14 protein-coding genes and 5 tRNA genes are annotated in these 16,136 nt (G+C 30.4%); 10 read left to right on the top strand and 9 right to left on the bottom strand.

Annotation, left to right across the window (positions count from 1 at the left end; genetic code table 11):
• Nucleotides 1-186: 186 nt before the first annotated feature.
• From ACEG17_RS09860 to ACEG17_RS09830, 7 genes are all read left to right on the top strand, one after another.
• Nucleotides 187-263, top strand: a tRNA-Pro gene (locus ACEG17_RS09860).
• An 11-nt stretch (nucleotides 264-274) separates the two neighbouring features.
• A tRNA-Gly gene (locus tag ACEG17_RS09855) sits at nucleotides 275-350 on the top strand.
• A gap of 37 nt (nucleotides 351-387) precedes the next feature.
• A tRNA-His gene (locus ACEG17_RS09850) sits at nucleotides 388-463 on the top strand.
• A gap of 7 nt (nucleotides 464-470) precedes the next feature.
• Nucleotides 471-546, top strand: a tRNA-Lys gene (locus ACEG17_RS09845).
• 23 nt (nucleotides 547-569) lie between these two features.
• Nucleotides 570-653, top strand: a tRNA-Leu gene (locus ACEG17_RS09840).
• Between the two features lie 438 nt (nucleotides 654-1,091).
• On the top strand, nucleotides 1,092-1,844 hold the full coding sequence (gene truA / locus ACEG17_RS09835; protein ID WP_372583581.1) for a tRNA pseudouridine(38-40) synthase TruA: 753 nt from the start codon (nucleotides 1,092-1,094) through the stop codon (nucleotides 1,842-1,844).
• A 224-nt stretch (nucleotides 1,845-2,068) separates the two neighbouring features.
• Nucleotides 2,069-2,539, top strand: a complete 471-nt coding sequence (locus ACEG17_RS09830) for a GNAT family N-acetyltransferase (protein ID WP_372583580.1) — start codon at nucleotides 2,069-2,071, stop codon at nucleotides 2,537-2,539.
• 218 nt (nucleotides 2,540-2,757) lie between these two features.
• Here the strand turns inward: ACEG17_RS09830 and ACEG17_RS09825 are convergent, their stop codons facing one another.
• Nucleotides 2,758-5,160: a glycyl radical protein gene (locus tag ACEG17_RS09825; protein WP_372583579.1), complete on the bottom strand. Its 2,403-nt coding sequence runs from the start codon at nucleotides 5,158-5,160 to the stop codon at nucleotides 2,758-2,760.
• Between the two features lie 46 nt (nucleotides 5,161-5,206).
• Nucleotides 5,207-6,025 carry a glycyl-radical enzyme activating protein gene (locus tag ACEG17_RS09820; RefSeq protein ID WP_372583578.1) on the bottom strand — a complete coding sequence of 273 codons (819 nt, stop codon included), beginning with the start codon at nucleotides 6,023-6,025 and terminating at the stop codon, nucleotides 5,207-5,209.
• A 486-nt stretch (nucleotides 6,026-6,511) separates the two neighbouring features.
• On the opposite strand from ACEG17_RS09820, the gene ACEG17_RS09815 reads away from it, so the two are divergent.
• Nucleotides 6,512-7,237, top strand: coding sequence for a transaldolase family protein (locus ACEG17_RS09815; RefSeq protein WP_372583577.1), 726 nt, complete (start codon nucleotides 6,512-6,514; stop codon nucleotides 7,235-7,237).
• 76 nt (nucleotides 7,238-7,313) lie between these two features.
• Nucleotides 7,314-8,084 carry a DeoR/GlpR family DNA-binding transcription regulator gene (locus ACEG17_RS09810; protein WP_372583576.1) on the top strand — a complete coding sequence of 257 codons (771 nt, stop codon included), beginning with the start codon at nucleotides 7,314-7,316 and terminating at the stop codon, nucleotides 8,082-8,084.
• A gap of 164 nt (nucleotides 8,085-8,248) precedes the next feature.
• Here ACEG17_RS09810 and ACEG17_RS09805 read toward each other — a convergent pair whose 3' ends face one another.
• The 3 genes from ACEG17_RS09805 to ACEG17_RS09795 all read right to left on the bottom strand — a co-directional run bounded on the left by ACEG17_RS09805 (nucleotide 8,249) and on the right by ACEG17_RS09795 (nucleotide 9,301).
• A complete protein-coding gene (locus tag ACEG17_RS09805; protein ID WP_372583575.1) occupies nucleotides 8,249-8,500 on the bottom strand; it encodes a hypothetical protein in 252 nt (83 codons plus the stop codon).
• Between the two features lie 18 nt (nucleotides 8,501-8,518).
• The gene (locus tag ACEG17_RS09800; protein ID WP_372583574.1) at nucleotides 8,519-8,881 is read right to left on the bottom strand and encodes a hypothetical protein; all 363 of its coding nucleotides are present in this window, start codon (nucleotides 8,879-8,881) and stop codon (nucleotides 8,519-8,521) included.
• A 69-nt stretch (nucleotides 8,882-8,950) separates the two neighbouring features.
• A complete protein-coding gene (locus tag ACEG17_RS09795) occupies nucleotides 8,951-9,301 on the bottom strand; it encodes a hypothetical protein (protein ID WP_372583573.1) in 351 nt (116 codons plus the stop codon).
• A 245-nt stretch (nucleotides 9,302-9,546) separates the two neighbouring features.
• Here ACEG17_RS09795 and ACEG17_RS09790 point away from each other — a divergent pair, with 245 nt between their 5' ends.
• Nucleotides 9,547-11,823: a RelA/SpoT family protein gene (locus tag ACEG17_RS09790; RefSeq protein ID WP_372583572.1), complete on the top strand. Its 2,277-nt coding sequence runs from the start codon at nucleotides 9,547-9,549 to the stop codon at nucleotides 11,821-11,823.
• Nucleotides 11,824-12,071: 248 nt separating this feature from the next.
• Here ACEG17_RS09790 and ACEG17_RS09785 read toward each other — a convergent pair whose 3' ends face one another.
• From ACEG17_RS09785 to ACEG17_RS09770, 4 genes are all read right to left on the bottom strand, one after another.
• Nucleotides 12,072-13,307, bottom strand: coding sequence for an aminopeptidase (locus tag ACEG17_RS09785; protein WP_372583571.1), 1,236 nt, complete (start codon nucleotides 13,305-13,307; stop codon nucleotides 12,072-12,074).
• A gap of 50 nt (nucleotides 13,308-13,357) precedes the next feature.
• Nucleotides 13,358-14,470, bottom strand: a complete 1,113-nt coding sequence (locus ACEG17_RS09780) for a Shedu anti-phage system protein SduA domain-containing protein (RefSeq protein ID WP_372583570.1) — start codon at nucleotides 14,468-14,470, stop codon at nucleotides 13,358-13,360.
• Between the two features lie 24 nt (nucleotides 14,471-14,494).
• On the bottom strand, nucleotides 14,495-15,514 hold the full coding sequence (gene galE, locus ACEG17_RS09775) for a UDP-glucose 4-epimerase GalE (RefSeq protein ID WP_372583569.1): 1,020 nt from the start codon (nucleotides 15,512-15,514) through the stop codon (nucleotides 14,495-14,497).
• Between the two features lie 73 nt (nucleotides 15,515-15,587).
• Nucleotides 15,588-15,905 carry a thioredoxin family protein gene (locus tag ACEG17_RS09770; protein WP_372583568.1) on the bottom strand — a complete coding sequence of 106 codons (318 nt, stop codon included), beginning with the start codon at nucleotides 15,903-15,905 and terminating at the stop codon, nucleotides 15,588-15,590.
• Nucleotides 15,906-16,136: the final 231 nt, after the last annotated feature.

The raw sequence follows: 16,136 nt of genomic DNA, 5'->3' as shown, positions 1-16,136 counted from the left end.
CAAGGAAAATCAGTAGGTTAAAGATACATTAGGGAAGAAATATTTTTTTTAATATATTTTTGTAACAAATGTTTGACATCTATACAAAGAAATTATCAAAAATCTAAAAAAAGTAGTTGACATTTATTTTAAATTATGGTATTATATTTCTTGTCCGAGAATGGAAATAAGAATTATTCTTTGGAACGGTGTATAGCGCAGCTCGGTAGCGCACCTGCCTTGGGAGCAGGGGGTCGTAGGTTCAAATCCTACTACACCGACCATCTATAAATTTGCGGGAGTAGCTCAGTTGGTAGAGCGTCAGCCTTCCAAGCTGAATGTCGCGAGTTCGACCCTCGTCTCCCGCTCCATTTTATTTATAAGAACAATTTGGTTATAAATATTATGGTGACCGTAGTTCAGTTGGTAGAGCGCCAGTTTGTGGCACTGGTTGTCGCGGGTTCAAGTCCCGTCGGTCACCCCATAACTACGAGCCATTAGCTCAGTCGGTAGAGCACTTGACTTTTAATCAAGGTGTCACTGGTTCGATTCCAGTATGGCTCACCATTTAAAAATTTAATAATAACTTTGCGAGAGTGGCGAAATTGGTATACGCACTAGACTTAGGATCTAGCGTCTTCGACATGTGGGTTCGAGTCCCACCTTTCGCACCATTTAAAAATTAAAATTACAGATAGATATAAGAGCATAAATTGCTCTTTTTTTTATAATTTATGCTAAACTCCATAAAAAATAGAAATTATATTTTAAAAATTTTAGTAAAAAAAATTAGAAAGTTAGGGTATACTATAAGAAAATTTATTGATTTTTACATATTTTTATTCTAAATTTTAAGTAAATTGGTTATAATAATAAGTAATTTTGATATTTCTTAAATTTTTTTATTCTAAAATTATAATAGAATTGTTATATAGTAAAACTAGTTTAAAACAGAACTCAAAAATTATGACTATTTTACTCAAACCCTAAATTATATAATTTCTATTAGTTCAATTTTAAAAGGGTTCGAGTATAAATGGAAAATAGTATTAGGTTGTAAAAAATATATATATTTTAAAATAAGCTATTAACTGGAGAAATAAGAGAGAAAAATGGAAAAAACAAATGTAAAGATGGTTTATCAGTATGATGGAAGTAAATTTTGTGGGTTTCAGAGACAAAATGGAATGAAAACTGTACAAGGGGAAATTGAAAAAATTATTTTTAGGACATTTTCACAAAAGATAAATATGATTTCATCTGGGAGAACTGATAAAGGAGTTCATGCAATGGAACAGGTTTCTAATTTTGTGATTGATAGTAAAATTCCGCTTGAGGCTATAAAAAGACAAATTAATAAATCTCTGAGAAGAGAAGTTAAAGTATTAAGTATTGAGAAAGCAGATAAAAAATTTAATGCGAGATTTAATGCAAAAAGTCGAACTTATTTGTATATCATGAGGGACGAGGAAAATATTACACCGTTTGAGGCGAATTATGTGACTGGATTGAGAAAAAGTGTGGATGTGGAAAGATTTCAGAAAATAATGAATGATTTTGTAGGAAAGTATGATTTTAGCAGTTTTATGAAAAAAGATAAGGCTTACAGAAATCCTGTGAGAGAGATTTTTTATGTGAAATGCTATTATGATGAGAAATTTGGAGAAAAACAAGTGAATGTGGAAATTTGTGGTAACGGATTTTTGAAAACAATGGTCAGAATTATGATTGGTTCAGCACTTGCAGTTTATTTTGGGAATGAAGAAAAAGATTATATCAGGAAAAGACTGGAAAAACCTAATGTTGATGGTAAAAAAATTTTGGCAGCTTCAGAAGGGTTGTATTTATATAAGGTAAGTTATTAAATTGTTTGTAAAAATCTAAAACTGGCTAAAGAAATTATAGTTATTTTAATTAAATTTGATATTATATAGCTTTATTAATTTAATAAATATTATTTAGGTTCTAATATACTTAGAATAATTGATTTAATAAGGAAGATGTTGTGTAATAAAATATTATAAATTAATCAATCTAGTTTTGTGTTAAAATGAATCATATGAAGAATTTATGAGAAAGGATGATTTTCATGGGAAAAAATTATAAGATTAGAGTATTGGATGCAAAAAAAGATTCAGAATTGTTATTTAAGATTGTTAAACATGAGAATGAAGTATTTGGAGAAGCAACAGTTGGAAACTGGAACATTAAGCCATTTACTAAATATGGAAAAGTTTTTGCAATGCTAAGTAATGATGAAAATGAAGAATTGATGTCAGTTATTGAAGTTTTGAGCAGTTTTGATAGAGAAGTAGCTTATGTTTATGGGGTTTCGACTGTGCCAAAATTTGAGAGAAATGGATATGCTAGAAAATTGCTTCAGTATGTAATGGAAACTTTGAAAGAAATGGGAATAAAGAAAATAGAGCTTACTGTAGATATAGATAATTTTACTGCGAAAAAAATTTATGAAGAACTGGGATTTAAAATAGTAGAAACTTTAGATAACGAGTATGGGGATAATATTGAAAGGTACTTGATGAGATATTTGGTAAAATAATAGATTTATTTGATAACTAAAGATATTATGAAATAATATTTGAAAACACTAGAATACAACTTGTGAATAACCAAAAAAATAGTGTAAAACATCAATTTATAAAGTCTTTAAGTAGAGTTTTGTTATGTTGATTATACAAAAAAATACAAGAAGCCTGAAATTACTAGCTTCTTGTATAGAGAAAACTTATATATAAAAATTATCTAAAAGATAAATGTTTATATTCTTTGTTCTGTTCTTGAAATAATATCATTTTGTGTAGTTCTGTCAAGTGTAACAAATTGAGCGCAGTATCCAGCAACTCTTACTATTATATCTCTATGTTTTTCAGGTTCAACTTGTGCTTGTTTTAATGTTTTTCCTGAAATAATGTTAAATTGTATATGCCATCCTTTTGAACTTATAAATGATTTTATTACATTTACAAATTTTTCAAATTGCTCTGGAGTGTTTACTAATTCTGGCGGATATTTTTGATTCAATAACTGTCCACCTGTAATCATAAGAGTTGGCAATTTGTTTACAGAATTTAGTACTGCTGTTGGACCATTTGTGTCAGTCCCTTGAGTTGGAGAACCGCCTTCAGCTGCTGGTGTATAGGCATATCTTCCATCTGGAGTTGCACCGCTTACCGTTCCCATTGGTACATTTGATGAGATTCCAGATGTAGAAACTCCGTAACCACAATTAATAGGACCTCTTCCATATCTTGTATTATGATATTTTTGAATTTCGTCAATATATGTCCAGTAAATATTTGTAGCAAATACATCCACTTCATCAATATCATTTCCATATTTAGGTACTTCTAACAATATTTTTCTAATTCGTTGTCCATTTTCTCCAGCATAATTTGTCTGAAGGGCATTGTAAACTTCTTCTTTTGTTAATATTTTGTTATCAAAAACAGTAGTTTTTAAAGCGTATAGTGAATTTGCAGCATTTGCAATTCCCACTTGAAGTCCTGAAATGATGTCATAAACAGCTCCACCTTCTTTTGCGGAAAGGCCTCTGCCGATACAGTCGTCAATAAGGCTTGATAATAAAATATCAGGGAATTCTTCCAAATGTGTATCAGACAATGCGTCAAGCGCTACTGATAATTTTGTATAGTGTTTCATATATTTTTTCCATGCTTCCCACAAATCATCGTAAGTTTCATAGTCAGTAAATTTTCCAGCTTTTAGTAATTGAAGTCCAGTTCTAGCATCATAGCCGTCAGTCAACACAAGTTCAGTTGCTTTTACAAAGTTTAAGAAAGTCATACCAGTACATCTATATCCCCATTTTCCAGGAACAGCCACTTCTACACATCCTACCATTGAATAATTGTAGGCATCTTCAATTTTTACGCCTTTATTTAACAATGCAGGAACTATTATTTCATCTGTATGCATTGCAGGCATTCCATAACCTGTTGCAGCTACTTCGGCACATTTTCTAATAAATTTTTCTGGAGAGTTTATGTGGAATCTTGCTGACAGGTTTGGCTGTGTAAGCTTATTTTCTCCAACACTTTCCAAAATTAAGTAGCTTAATTCATTTGTAGAATCTTTTCCAGCTGGAGTTGATCCTCCTATTGTAACATTTTGATAAGTTGGATAACCTGCACCGTAACCAGAATGTGAAGTTGAACGGACTTTTATTACAGAGTAAAGTTTTACCCATAGACATTGTAGCATTTCTTTTGCAAATTCTCTGTCTAAGTCACCTTCCAGAACATCTTTTTTGTAAAGTGGATATAAATATTGATCCACTCTTCCAAGAGAAGCTGAATGTCCATTGCTTTCAATCTGAATTACTAGATGGATAAACCAGATTGCTTGTACTCCTTCCCAGAATGTTTGAGCAGGATTTTCAGGTACGTTTAGACAATTTTTGTGAATTTGAAGTAATTCTTCTTTTCTTTGGGAATCTGTTTCCTTTTCAGCAAGTTCCTTTGCCAAATTTGCAAATCTGTGAGCAAAGTCAATAGTTGCCTGTGCCACAATTTGTACAGCCTTTAAGAAGTCGATTTTATTGTATCCGCCATAAATTGTAATGTCTATTTTTTCCATAGAAGCCTTAGCTTCTTCAATCACACCTTTTAGCCCTTTTGTCAAAACCTTTTTAAAATCAGGAACAATATGTCCGTCACCAGAAGTCATATTTCCTTCTCCGTGAATAATTTTTGCGATTCCAGCTTCTTTTATTTCCTGAGGCATTTGAGCGTGAGCTTTGTCCTTTAATGTTTTTCCACGCCACCATTCACATATTTCAAGTAATTCTGGAATTTCTTCTTCGGGTATTCTGAATTTATCTCCGTCTCTATGGTCAAAGTTACCTTTTGTCTTGATTTCATCAATAATCCAGTCTACTGCATATTCTGGGAAAAGGGGAGCAGTTCTCTCGTCTACAGACTGATTTCCTACGACAAGTTCTCCATCTTTTATATAAATTGTCATATTTTCCAAAATTTCCTTAACTGCATAAGCACGAACAATATATTTTGATTTTCCTTCATGTTCTTTGTATGCTTTTGTCAAAAGTCTTCCTCTTTCGACACTGACACCAGGAAATTTTGATAAAGCCGATTCTCTTAATTTTTTTACTCTTTCGCTTTTCAAAACAAATTCTTTCATTGTTTTTCCTCCATTTTTTATATTTTATCTTTATCTTTAATTTTTGTTATCCATATAATTTTGCTTTCAATCCGTAACTTTTCATTATGCCTACAGCGTTATCCAGTTCCGCTTGTGTATGTTTTTCCAATGTTTTCATAGGATATTCACGACCTAGTTTTCTATATTTTTCTAATCCCATTGTATGATAGGGTAGAATGTTTACTTCTAGAAGATTCAAATTTTTTAGGAATTCTGCTGTTTGACGAATATTTTTCTCGTCATCATTAATTCCTTTTATAAACGGAAATCGCATAATGATTTTTTTGTGCCATTTTGAAAGTTTTGTAAGATTTTCTAAAATAATTTCATTTGAGACAGAAGTGTATTCCTTATGTTTTTGGCTATTTAAATGCTTTATGTCAAATAATACAGTATCTGTTAGTTTTGCTAAATTTTCAAGATCCTTGTAATTTCCATATCCTGTCGTTTCTATGGCCGTGTTAATATATTCTTCTTTTAACTTTTCAAAAAGTTCTATTGCAAAAGCTGAATTTACAAGTATTTCTCCGCCACTCAAGGTAACACCTCCACCAGAATTTCTATAAAAGTTTTCATCTTTCATAACGATTTCAAATACTTCTTCCAGTGTCATGTCTTTTGCAACTTGTTTTAGTGAATTTGCGGCAGGACAGCTAGAACATGGATTTTTATTTCCTTTGTAAAGAGAGCCATCGTAATCCCAAAATTCATTTTCCAATTTTTGTGTTTCAGGATTGGAACACCACAGACATCTAAGTGGACATCCTTTAAAATAGACGACTGTTCTAATTCCTGGTCCATCAAATGTAGCTCCTCTTTCAATATCTGTAACCAATGCTCTCATAGATTATCTCCCTCTTTTTCTTTTAAAAAAATCTATAGTTTCAAATTGTTTCTTTATATTTCGATTTTATCCTATTTTTGAAAATTTGTCAATAGTTTTATTTAATTTTGTAAAGAATTATATCAAATTTTGAAGTTAATTTATAAATGAGAAATAGATTTGTTAGTTTTGAAGTCATTTTTAATTTAAAATATTGGAATAGAATAAAAATTGTATTATATATGATTTTGTTATAGTATTAATTATGTATGTAAATAAAATATAAAAACCTAGTTTAAATAAAAATAGCTTCTATTGATGTTTTCTCAAGTTTGATTAGATTTTTCAAAAAGATTATAGTATCAAAAGTTTAATTATTCAATCAAAATTTTCAAAAAAATTAAAAAAATAGATTGACATTTCTTAAATTATGTATTAAAATTATATCGAAATAAAACGAAACTAATTAAAATATTAAACTATTTGGTATAAAAAACAAAAGGAAGGATGACAGAAATGCAATATTTTATTGATACGGCAAATTTGGAAAGTATAAAAAAAATCAGCGATATTTTTCCAATAGCAGGCGTAACTACAAATCCTACTATTATTGCCAAGGAAAAAAGAGATTTTAAAGATATTATAAATGATATTTTTGATATTATTGGAAGAGATAAAATTGTGCATGCACAGGCTGTGGGAAGTACTGCTGAAATAATGATAAAAGAAGTGAAACTTTTGCATGATACTTTTGGAGAAAATCTTTATACAAAAATCCCTGTAACGCCTGAAGGCATAAAAGCCATAAAAAATTTGGCAAAAGATGGTCATAAAATTACTGCAACAGGTATTTTGTCGCCTCAGCAGATAATTATGGCAGCTGAAGCAGGAGCAGAATATATGGCTCCATATATCAATCGTTCTGATAACATTGGAGAAAATGGAATTGAGATTGTAAAAGATGCATATAAAATCCTTGAAATGACCAAAAAAACTGATGAGGAAAAACTGGCACGGTACAAAAGAATTTTTGAGCCAAAAATATTAGGAGCTTCGTTTAAGAATGTAAGACAAGTTCATGAAGCTATTTTAGCTGGATCAAAATCTGTAACAGTCGCTCCAGACGTTTTTGAAAAATTAATTTATCATCCTTACACAGACTGGAGCATAGATACATTTAATTCAGACTGGGAAAAAGTTTATGGCCAAAAAACATTGCTTGATTTATTATGATTTTTTATAAAATTTTGAAATATTAAATGAATTTTGGTATAATCTAGATAACTATAAAAAGCATTGGAGATTTAATATGTTTTTGGATGAAAGACTGGAAAAAATACTGGAAATTCTAAAAAATGAGAAAAAAGTAAAAGTTGCTGATTTGGCAGTAAAATTTAATGTTTCAGAAGTTATTATAAGAAAGAACCTAAAAAGGCTGGAGCAGGAAGGAAAACTTAAAAGAACCCATGGGGGAGCAATCTTGCTAAAGGAACTGGCACATTCCAGCACACTTGAAGAAAGAGTCATAAATAGAACAAAGCCAAAAGAAATTATCGCAAGAAAAATAATAGAAAATATTCAAAATGGGGAAACGATATTTTTTGATATTACAAGCATAAACTATATTGCGGCAGAATATCTTGCAAATTCTCAAAAAGAAATAACCCTTATTACAAATATGCCTAGCATAACAACACATTTTAATAAAAATTCGAAAATAAACATCATTATGATAGGTGGCGAATACAACAAGGAAATTGGTGGAAACGTAGGGATAGAGGCAATTAACTACATAAAAAAATACAATGTGGATAAAGCCTTTGTTGGAAGTGCAGGAATAGATTTGGAAGCTGGAAAAGTGATGAATTTTGAAGCAAACGATGGAAATACGAAAAAAGAAATAATGAATATTTCAAAAAAAATATTTTTAGCAACTGAATACAGAAAATTAGGGATTTTAGGAAATTATAAATTTAGTAATTTGTCTGATTTTGATGTATTTATTTGTGAAAAAGATAAAAAAGATTTTTTAGAAAGCTATAAAAAAATATTTGATAAATCCGAAGTGGAAATTTTATAGTTTATAAAAAATTTTTAAGCTATTATCTAGTTTAAGGTAGTTTTCTATACATTACAATTTTTATATATTTGAAAAAAAGCCAGATGTAAAAATTTGGCTTTTTGTTATGTTATAAAATTTTTTAATTATAAGTCAGCCTAAAAAAGTTGACAAAACGCTAATAATTATAATCCTTCCCATTCTTCATCAGTTAAGTTAAATTCTGGATGTCTTCTTAAATATTCTTCATCTGACATTTCTCCTTCATACCATTTAGAGAAATCGGGTGCTTCAATTTGTACTTCAGTGCAGTCATATCTGCTTGCACATACAGTTCTGTAAACACTTCCGCTTGCTGTTTTGTATACTCTTCCATTAGTGCTTGTGCAAGAAACTGCTCCAATTAAAATTCCTAACATAATTATTATTTTTTTCATAATTTATCACTCCTTTTTTTATTTGAATGTAAGGTCGCCGCTATATTGCCAAAATTCTATACCTATTCCAGCTGCTTTAGTCAGTTCATCATTAATATAAATGGTATTGTTGTCTTTAAAATAAAGATACTGGCTTTCCATATACTGTACTGCATAATAAGTTGCTGGATCAAGATATTCAAAAAATATTACCCTTGGGCCAAGTGCTTGCCCTCTATGATAACATTGAGCATAGGCAATTAGCCTCCCGCCATCATCTGAGACTAATTCATCATTGAATCCGTTAGGCTTAACACAATAGGTATTATTGGTTGTAAAATTTCCGGATGCAAATATAAAGCTTGAAATTAATAGAAGACTTACAAAAATAAGTTTTTTCATATTAACACCTTCTTTCTATATATATTTTTAATTAATGCTGCTTTGAAAATGAAATTTTTAAATATTTGTTTATCTTTGATTTGTAACATTATGCTTATTTTCCTTTTCATATATTTTTTCAATTACCTTGTCTTTTAGATAATAGTACTTATATTGAGAATATTTTTCACCGAGATTTTGTATTATATTTCCGCCATTAGATATAAAAATTCTAAGTAATTCAAATGTTATTGGTTGTTTTCTTGCATCTATTTCCTCAATTCTTCTAATAACATCATTAAAGTTGTCTTTTTTTGATATTTCTTTTAATTCTTTGATACAATAAATATTTCTTCTTAAATCAAAGATAAAAATACAATAAATTGAATCGTCAAGTTTTTCATGTGGTATAGGTGCTTCCATTGTTTCTGATTTCGTCATTGTTTTTCCTCCTGAAAATTAATTTTTTCTTTATGTTATCATTTTTTTTTTTTTTTTGATTAGATAAAACTTAGAATAATCTTTTTAAAATAATTTGTTTTAAATAATTTAGAATCCCAAAACAAAAATAATTAATAATATTCACACTTTATAATAGATTTTTTTTAAAATGTATAGTAAAATAATTTTAAGAAAAAGTGATTGGATAAAATAAGATAAAATGGATTTTGTTTGATACTGAGAGGATGGGATGCGAGATGGATGAGAAAAAAGTGTTAAAAAATGACTGGAAAATGACAGATGATGAGATTGAAGATATGAAAATGCCGGAGATTGTTAATAAAAGTTATGATGAGCTGTATAATCAGCTGGCAGACAGGATTAAGGAAAATAATCTGGATGTAGATATGGATAAAGTGGCAGAGGCTTTTACTCTTGCTTACGAGTCACATGTGGGACAGAAGAGAAAAAGCGGAGAGGATTACATTTTGCATCCTGTGGAAGTAGCAGAAATACTCGCTGATATGAGAATGGATACAGATACGATTGTAGCAGGTCTTCTTCACGATGTGGTTGAGGATACGCTTATAACGCTGGCAGATATTGAGTACAGTTTTGGAGAAGATGTAAAAAAACTTGTAGATGGAGTTACAAAACTTAGGAATTTACCAAGAACGGACAGTAAAAAGCTGGAGAATATACGAAAAATGGTAGTTGCAATGTCGGAAGACATTCGGGTTGTAATCATAAAACTTGCGGATAGGCTTCATAATATGCGGACATTAAAATATATGAAGCCTGAAAAGCAGCAGGAAAAGTCAAAAGAAACCATTGAAATTTACGCACCAATCGCACATAGAATTGGGATGGCAAAGATAAAATGGGAACTGGAAGATATTAGTTTTAGATTTTTATATCCAAAAGATTATTACGAGATTAAGGAACTTATAAATTCCAAAAGGAAGGAACGTGAAGAATATACAGCAAATTTTATTGAAAAAATTCAAGCAGAACTTGAAAAAAATCATATAAAGGGCGAAGTTACAGGACGTCCAAAGCATTTATACAGCATTTATCGTAAAATGAATGAAAAAGAAAAAAGATTTGTGGATTTGAACGACTTGATTGCGATAAGAATTATTGTTGAGAAAAAAAATGAGTGCTATAATGTACTTGGAATAATTCATGATTTGTTCATTCCAGTATTTAAGCGTTTCAAAGACTATGTTTCCCAGCCAAAACCAAATGGTTACCAATCCATCCATACAACTGTGAAAGGGCCTAATGACCAAAATGTCGAAATTCAGATTAGAACTCAAGAAATGCACGAAATAGCAGAAGAAGGGGTTGCTGCACATTGGAAATATAAAGAAAAAAAATCTAAGTCTAAAAATGAAAAATTTTATGCAGATGCAAAAAAATTAACTGATTCTGTTCAAAGCAAATCGGATGAGAAGGAACAGAAGGGATTTGCACAGGAAGTTACAGGAGATGTTTTAAAACAGACAATATTTGTGTTCACACCAAAAGACGATGTAATGGAAATGCCTAGAAATTCAACAGCACTTGATTTTGCATTCCAAGTTCATACACAAATTGGATACAGAACGATTGGAGCAAAGGTAAACGGAAGAATTACACAGCTAAATCAGGTACTTAAAAATGGAGATAAAGTCGAGGTCATGACTTCAAAAAATGTTAATAAAGGTCCAGGGAAAGACTGGATTGAAATGGTAAACAATCACGGTTCCCGTGTGAAAATCCGGAAATGGTTTAAGGATAAGGAATTTGAAGAAAAATCAAAGGAAGGGGAACAAATTCTAGAAAAGGAATTTGAGCAGCTTGGACTAAAACTGAAGGATATGCTTGAAGATGAACGTGTTTTCCTTTATATGAAAAAATTTAATGTAGCTGATACTAAAACATTATTTTACAGATTTGCTATCGGAGATTTGTCGCTTGACGGATTTATGAACAAATTTGAGAAAAAAGAAGAAAAGGCTCTTGAAAAAGTTCTTGAGGAAGAAACAGAAAAAGCAAATAGACAAAAAGGGAAAAATAATGGCGGAGTCAAAATATCTGGAACTGAGAATACGATGTACCGCTTTGCAAAATGTTGCAGTCCGCTTCCTGGAGATGAAATACGAGGTTATGTAACAAGAGGACGTGGAATAGCAATACACCGCTCAGATTGTCAAAATTTCATATCCCTTATGGAAAAGGAGCCTGAAAGAGAAATTGATGTTTACTGGGATGAATCTGCAATGTCTGCCAATACAACATATGAATTTAATTTTACAATAAAAGCTTCGGATAGAAACGGACTTCTTCTTGACATTATTCGAATTCTAAACGAATACAAAATGAATCTTTTAAATGTAAATACAAATACATTTAAGGAAAATGGGAATAAAAGAATACTTATACATTTAAGAATAACAATAAGAAGCCGTGAAGATTTTGATAGATTGGCAAATAATTTGAAATCAATGTCAGAAGTGATAGATATAATCAAAAAATAATAAGTGAAAGGCTAAAAAGGGGGAGTTATAAATGGAATTAAAAATAATAATCGTAATAATTATACTAATATTTTTATTTAAAATTTTTATAAAAATTACTAAAAAAATATTATTTTTCTTTTTTGTAATTGTTATTTTTGCAGTTATTTTAAATTATTTGAAATAAATTTTTAGAGTAAAATTATTTCTTAATTATGCAGATAAAATAAAAAACCGTAGAAATTATTAAATCTACGGATTTTTTTGTTTTAAAATGCCCAATTTCCTTTTCTAAATACAGGAACTCTTGTCCCATCTTCCAAAATTCCATCAATATCCATTTCCGCATCACCAATCATAAAGTCAACGTGGGAAATAGACTGATTAATGTGAGCTTTTTCAAGTTCTTCTTCAGTCATTTTTGTCCCATCTTTTAGAGTTGTTGGGTATGCTGCACCCAATGCTAGATGGTTTGAGGCGTTTTCATCAAATAATGTCTGGTAATAAAGAAGCCCGGAGTTAGAAATAGGGGAGTCATTCGGCACAAGAGCAACTTCTCCAATCCTTCTTGAACCTTCATCAGTATCAAGCAGCTGCTTCAAAATCTCATATCCTTGCTCCGCTTCAAAATCCACAACTTTTCCATCCTTAAAAGTCAATTTAAAGTTATCAATTATATTTCCTTGATAAGAAAGCGGCTTTTTATTTGAAACATATCCATCTACACGGTCTCTGTCTCCAGCCGTAAACACTTCTTCAGTAGGCATGTTTGGCAAGAAATCATCTCCTTTTGCATTTTTGCTTCCAGCTGCTACCCAAATGTGATTTTTAGGAAGTCCTACTGTCAAATCGGTACCTTTTGAAGTATAGTGAAGTGCTACAAAGTTTTTATTGTTTAAAAATTCAGCTTTTTCAGTCAAGTTTTGTCTATGTTCTTCCCAAGCCTTAACAGGATCATCTTTATCAACTCTTACAGTCTTTAATATTGCATCAAGCAGTTTTTCCTGTGCAATGTCAGTATTTTCTTCATCTGGGAATACAAGTTTTGCCCAGTCTGCCGAAGGATAGCTTGCGATTGTCCAAGAATTTACATCTGTCATAATGCAAGTTCTGTAATGTTTATAGGCTTCTCCTGAATTTTTTGTCAATGCTCCCAGTTTTTCAGCATCAATTCCAGCAAATAAATTTGGAGAACTGCTTAAAATATGGATAAATACGACATTATTGTCAAGATAATCATTTCTTTCGTCAATTGCCCATTGTGGAATGTGTGAATAGACTTCTTTCGATTGATATTCAGCATGAAGTCTAGATAATTTGTCGTCTGTCAATTTTACGTGAACATCACTTGCTCCCACTTGATAAGCTAATTCTGTAACCTTATAGACTAATGGCAAAGCATCAGTTGTACAGTTTACCCAGACTTTCTGCCCTTTCTGTACATTTGCCCCAATTTTTACAATTACTTCTGCATATTTATTTAATTTTTCTTCAAAGTTGTTCATTTTTATTTCTTTCCTTTCAAATTAAGTCATAAATTATTAAATTTAAAATGCTAATTACCTCGTTTTAATTTTTTTATCCAACTATGCCAAGATTCTAATTTTATACGGTAATTAGATGCTTTTTCAAAACTATCTCTTTTTAAACTTTCTTCTTGATCATTTCTCGTTCTACCTCCAATAATTACTGAACGAATAATAATTTCTTTATCAGGATCTACTTCAAGTTTTCCTTTAGCACCGACTAAATATTTGCATTCGGCGTTCCTTCCATTTTCTGCTTTTTCTCTAAGTTTATGACATTTGTTTCTAAAATCTTGGTTTTCGGCAGCTTTAAATCTTTGATGTATTTGTTCTTGTGCCTTTGTAATATTCGCATTTTGTTGTTTGTATCCACTTTGATTGTATAGATTAAAATTGGCTCCTTTTACTTCAATAAATATTACCTCCATTCGGCTTCTACCTGTAAATACTACGAAATCTACATGACCTTCTATTACTTCTTCAGTTTTTAAATCTTTTTCTTCAATTGGAAACTCAGAAAATACAATGAATTCATCTTCAAGTGAAGCGTATATTTCTCCAAAAAATGATAAATCTTGTTTCAAAAAATTTAATAATTCTTGTTCTTTTGCTTTTTTTTCAATTAAATCTATCAGTTCTTTCTTAGATTTCATTTTTTTTCTAATATTTAATTTTCTTTCTTTAAAATCATCATTTTCTAGGTATAAGGGAGCAAGTTTTCTTGGCTCCGTTATTTCTGTTATTTTTTTTTGCACTTCTTTATTCATCAATGAACGATCGTTTGTTAAATCTGTAAAATTAGTAGTACCAATAAGTTTTTCAATTTTTTTTGTTTCTAGTGTTTCCCAAACAGGGATTCCATTTTTAATAAAAACTTTACTAAAATCATCTTGAATTGAGAAAGTGCCATCTTTTTCACGATGCTCTATAAATGTATGATTTTTAAATTCTCGTTCTAAAATTAATTTTTTTATGATAACTTCAATAGCATTTATTACCGATGTTCCATCATTTTCTTTTAAATCTGTTATAAAAGTAATCAAACTTTTATCTTTTGCTTCGTATGTTCGTATCCAACACACTCCTCCTTTTTTCATGGGTTCAGGTTTACCAAAATCAAAAATAAAATCAAATTTTTTCATAAATTATAAGTCCTTTCTGATATTTTAATCTTCAAACCCATTTGGATTTTTTTTCTGCCAATTCCAAGAATCTCTGCACATATCTTCGATAGTGTATTTTGCTTCCCAGTTTAATAATTTTTTAGCTTTTGAGGCATCGGCATAGGAAACGGCAATATCTCCTGCTCTACGGCCGTCAATTACATACGGAATAGTTTTTCCGACAGCTTTTTCAAAGTTTTCTAGAATTTCAAGGACGCTGTAACCTTTTTCACTTCCTAAATTTATTGCTTCAAATCCAATGTTTCCACTAAACAAATAATTTATAGCGGCTGAATGTCCCGCTGCTAAGTCATTTACGTGAATAAAGTCCCTTATACAAGTTCCATCAGGTGTATCGTAATCATTTCCGAAAATATGCAGTTTTTCTAATTTTCCTACTGCAACTTGAGTTATGTAAGGGGCAAGGTTGTTTGGAATACCGTTTGGATCTTCTCCGATTCTTCCACTTTCATGAGCTCCTAATGGATTAAAATATCTAAGGGCAATAATATTCCAAGAATCATCAGAAGTTGCCAAATCAACTAAAATATTTTCAATCATAAGCTTTGTTCGTCCATAAGGATTTGTTGCACCCATTGGATCACCTTCAACTAAAGGCATTTTTTCAGGAATACCGTAAACCGTAGCTGAAGAACTGAATACAATGTTTTTTACATTAAATTCTTCCATCACCTCAAGCAAAGTAATCATACCAAATAAATTATTTTCATAGTACATAAGTGGTTTTTCCACAGATTCTCCAACTGCCTTAAACCCTGCAAAGTTAATTACAGCATCAATTTTATTTTCACTAAAGATTTTTCTCAATCCTTCTTTATTTTTTATATCCAGTTCATAAAAAGATATTTTTGTTCCAGCAAGTTCTTCTAAAATTGTAATAACTTTTTTGCTTGAATTGCTGAAATCATCTACTATTATCGGATTAAATCCTTTCTTTATTAAATCTAAAACCGTGTGAGAACCAATATATCCAGCTCCTCCTGGCACTAAAATTGTTTTCATAAAAATATCTACCTTCTTTCTAAAAATTTTTAATTTTTTATATTATGTTTAGTTAAATTTTAAAATTACCTAATTAATTATGTAAATTAATTTTTTCCATAATCTCATCAAAAGTTTGAAATCCATTTAAAGTTTCTACAATTTCCCCATCTTTAAAGAGCATGAGCAGAGGCAATCCTCTTATTTTAAATTTGGTTCCAAATTCAGGATAATCGTCAACATCAACTTTGACAATCTTGCACTCAGAATTGTCAGCCACTTCGCTAATAACCTTTTCAAGCATTTGACAAGGGCCACACCAGATAGCATAAAAATCTACAAGTGTAAGTCCAGTTTGTAAAATTATTTCATTATCAAAGTCTTCACCAGCATAATTAATGATTTTACTCATATTTTCACCTCATATTTTAATAAAATTATATTTTCAGTTATTATACCAATTTTAATTAATTTGTGCAATTTTATTTTTTGACTAGTTTTACGTGCTTGCAATTATTTTTTAAATATGATATAATCAAAATGATAAAGATAAATTATTAAAAAACAAAAAATCAAAATAAATGGAGGAAAAATTAAAATGGCAAAAGCTAAATTCGAGAGAAGCAAACCACACGTAAACGTA

Source organism: Leptotrichia hongkongensis (assembly GCF_041538065.1).
Classification (GTDB): domain Bacteria; phylum Fusobacteriota; class Fusobacteriia; order Fusobacteriales; family Leptotrichiaceae; genus Leptotrichia; species Leptotrichia hongkongensis.
Note: the sequence above shows the minus strand (reverse complement) of the source record. Positions and strands in the feature narration are given on the sequence as shown.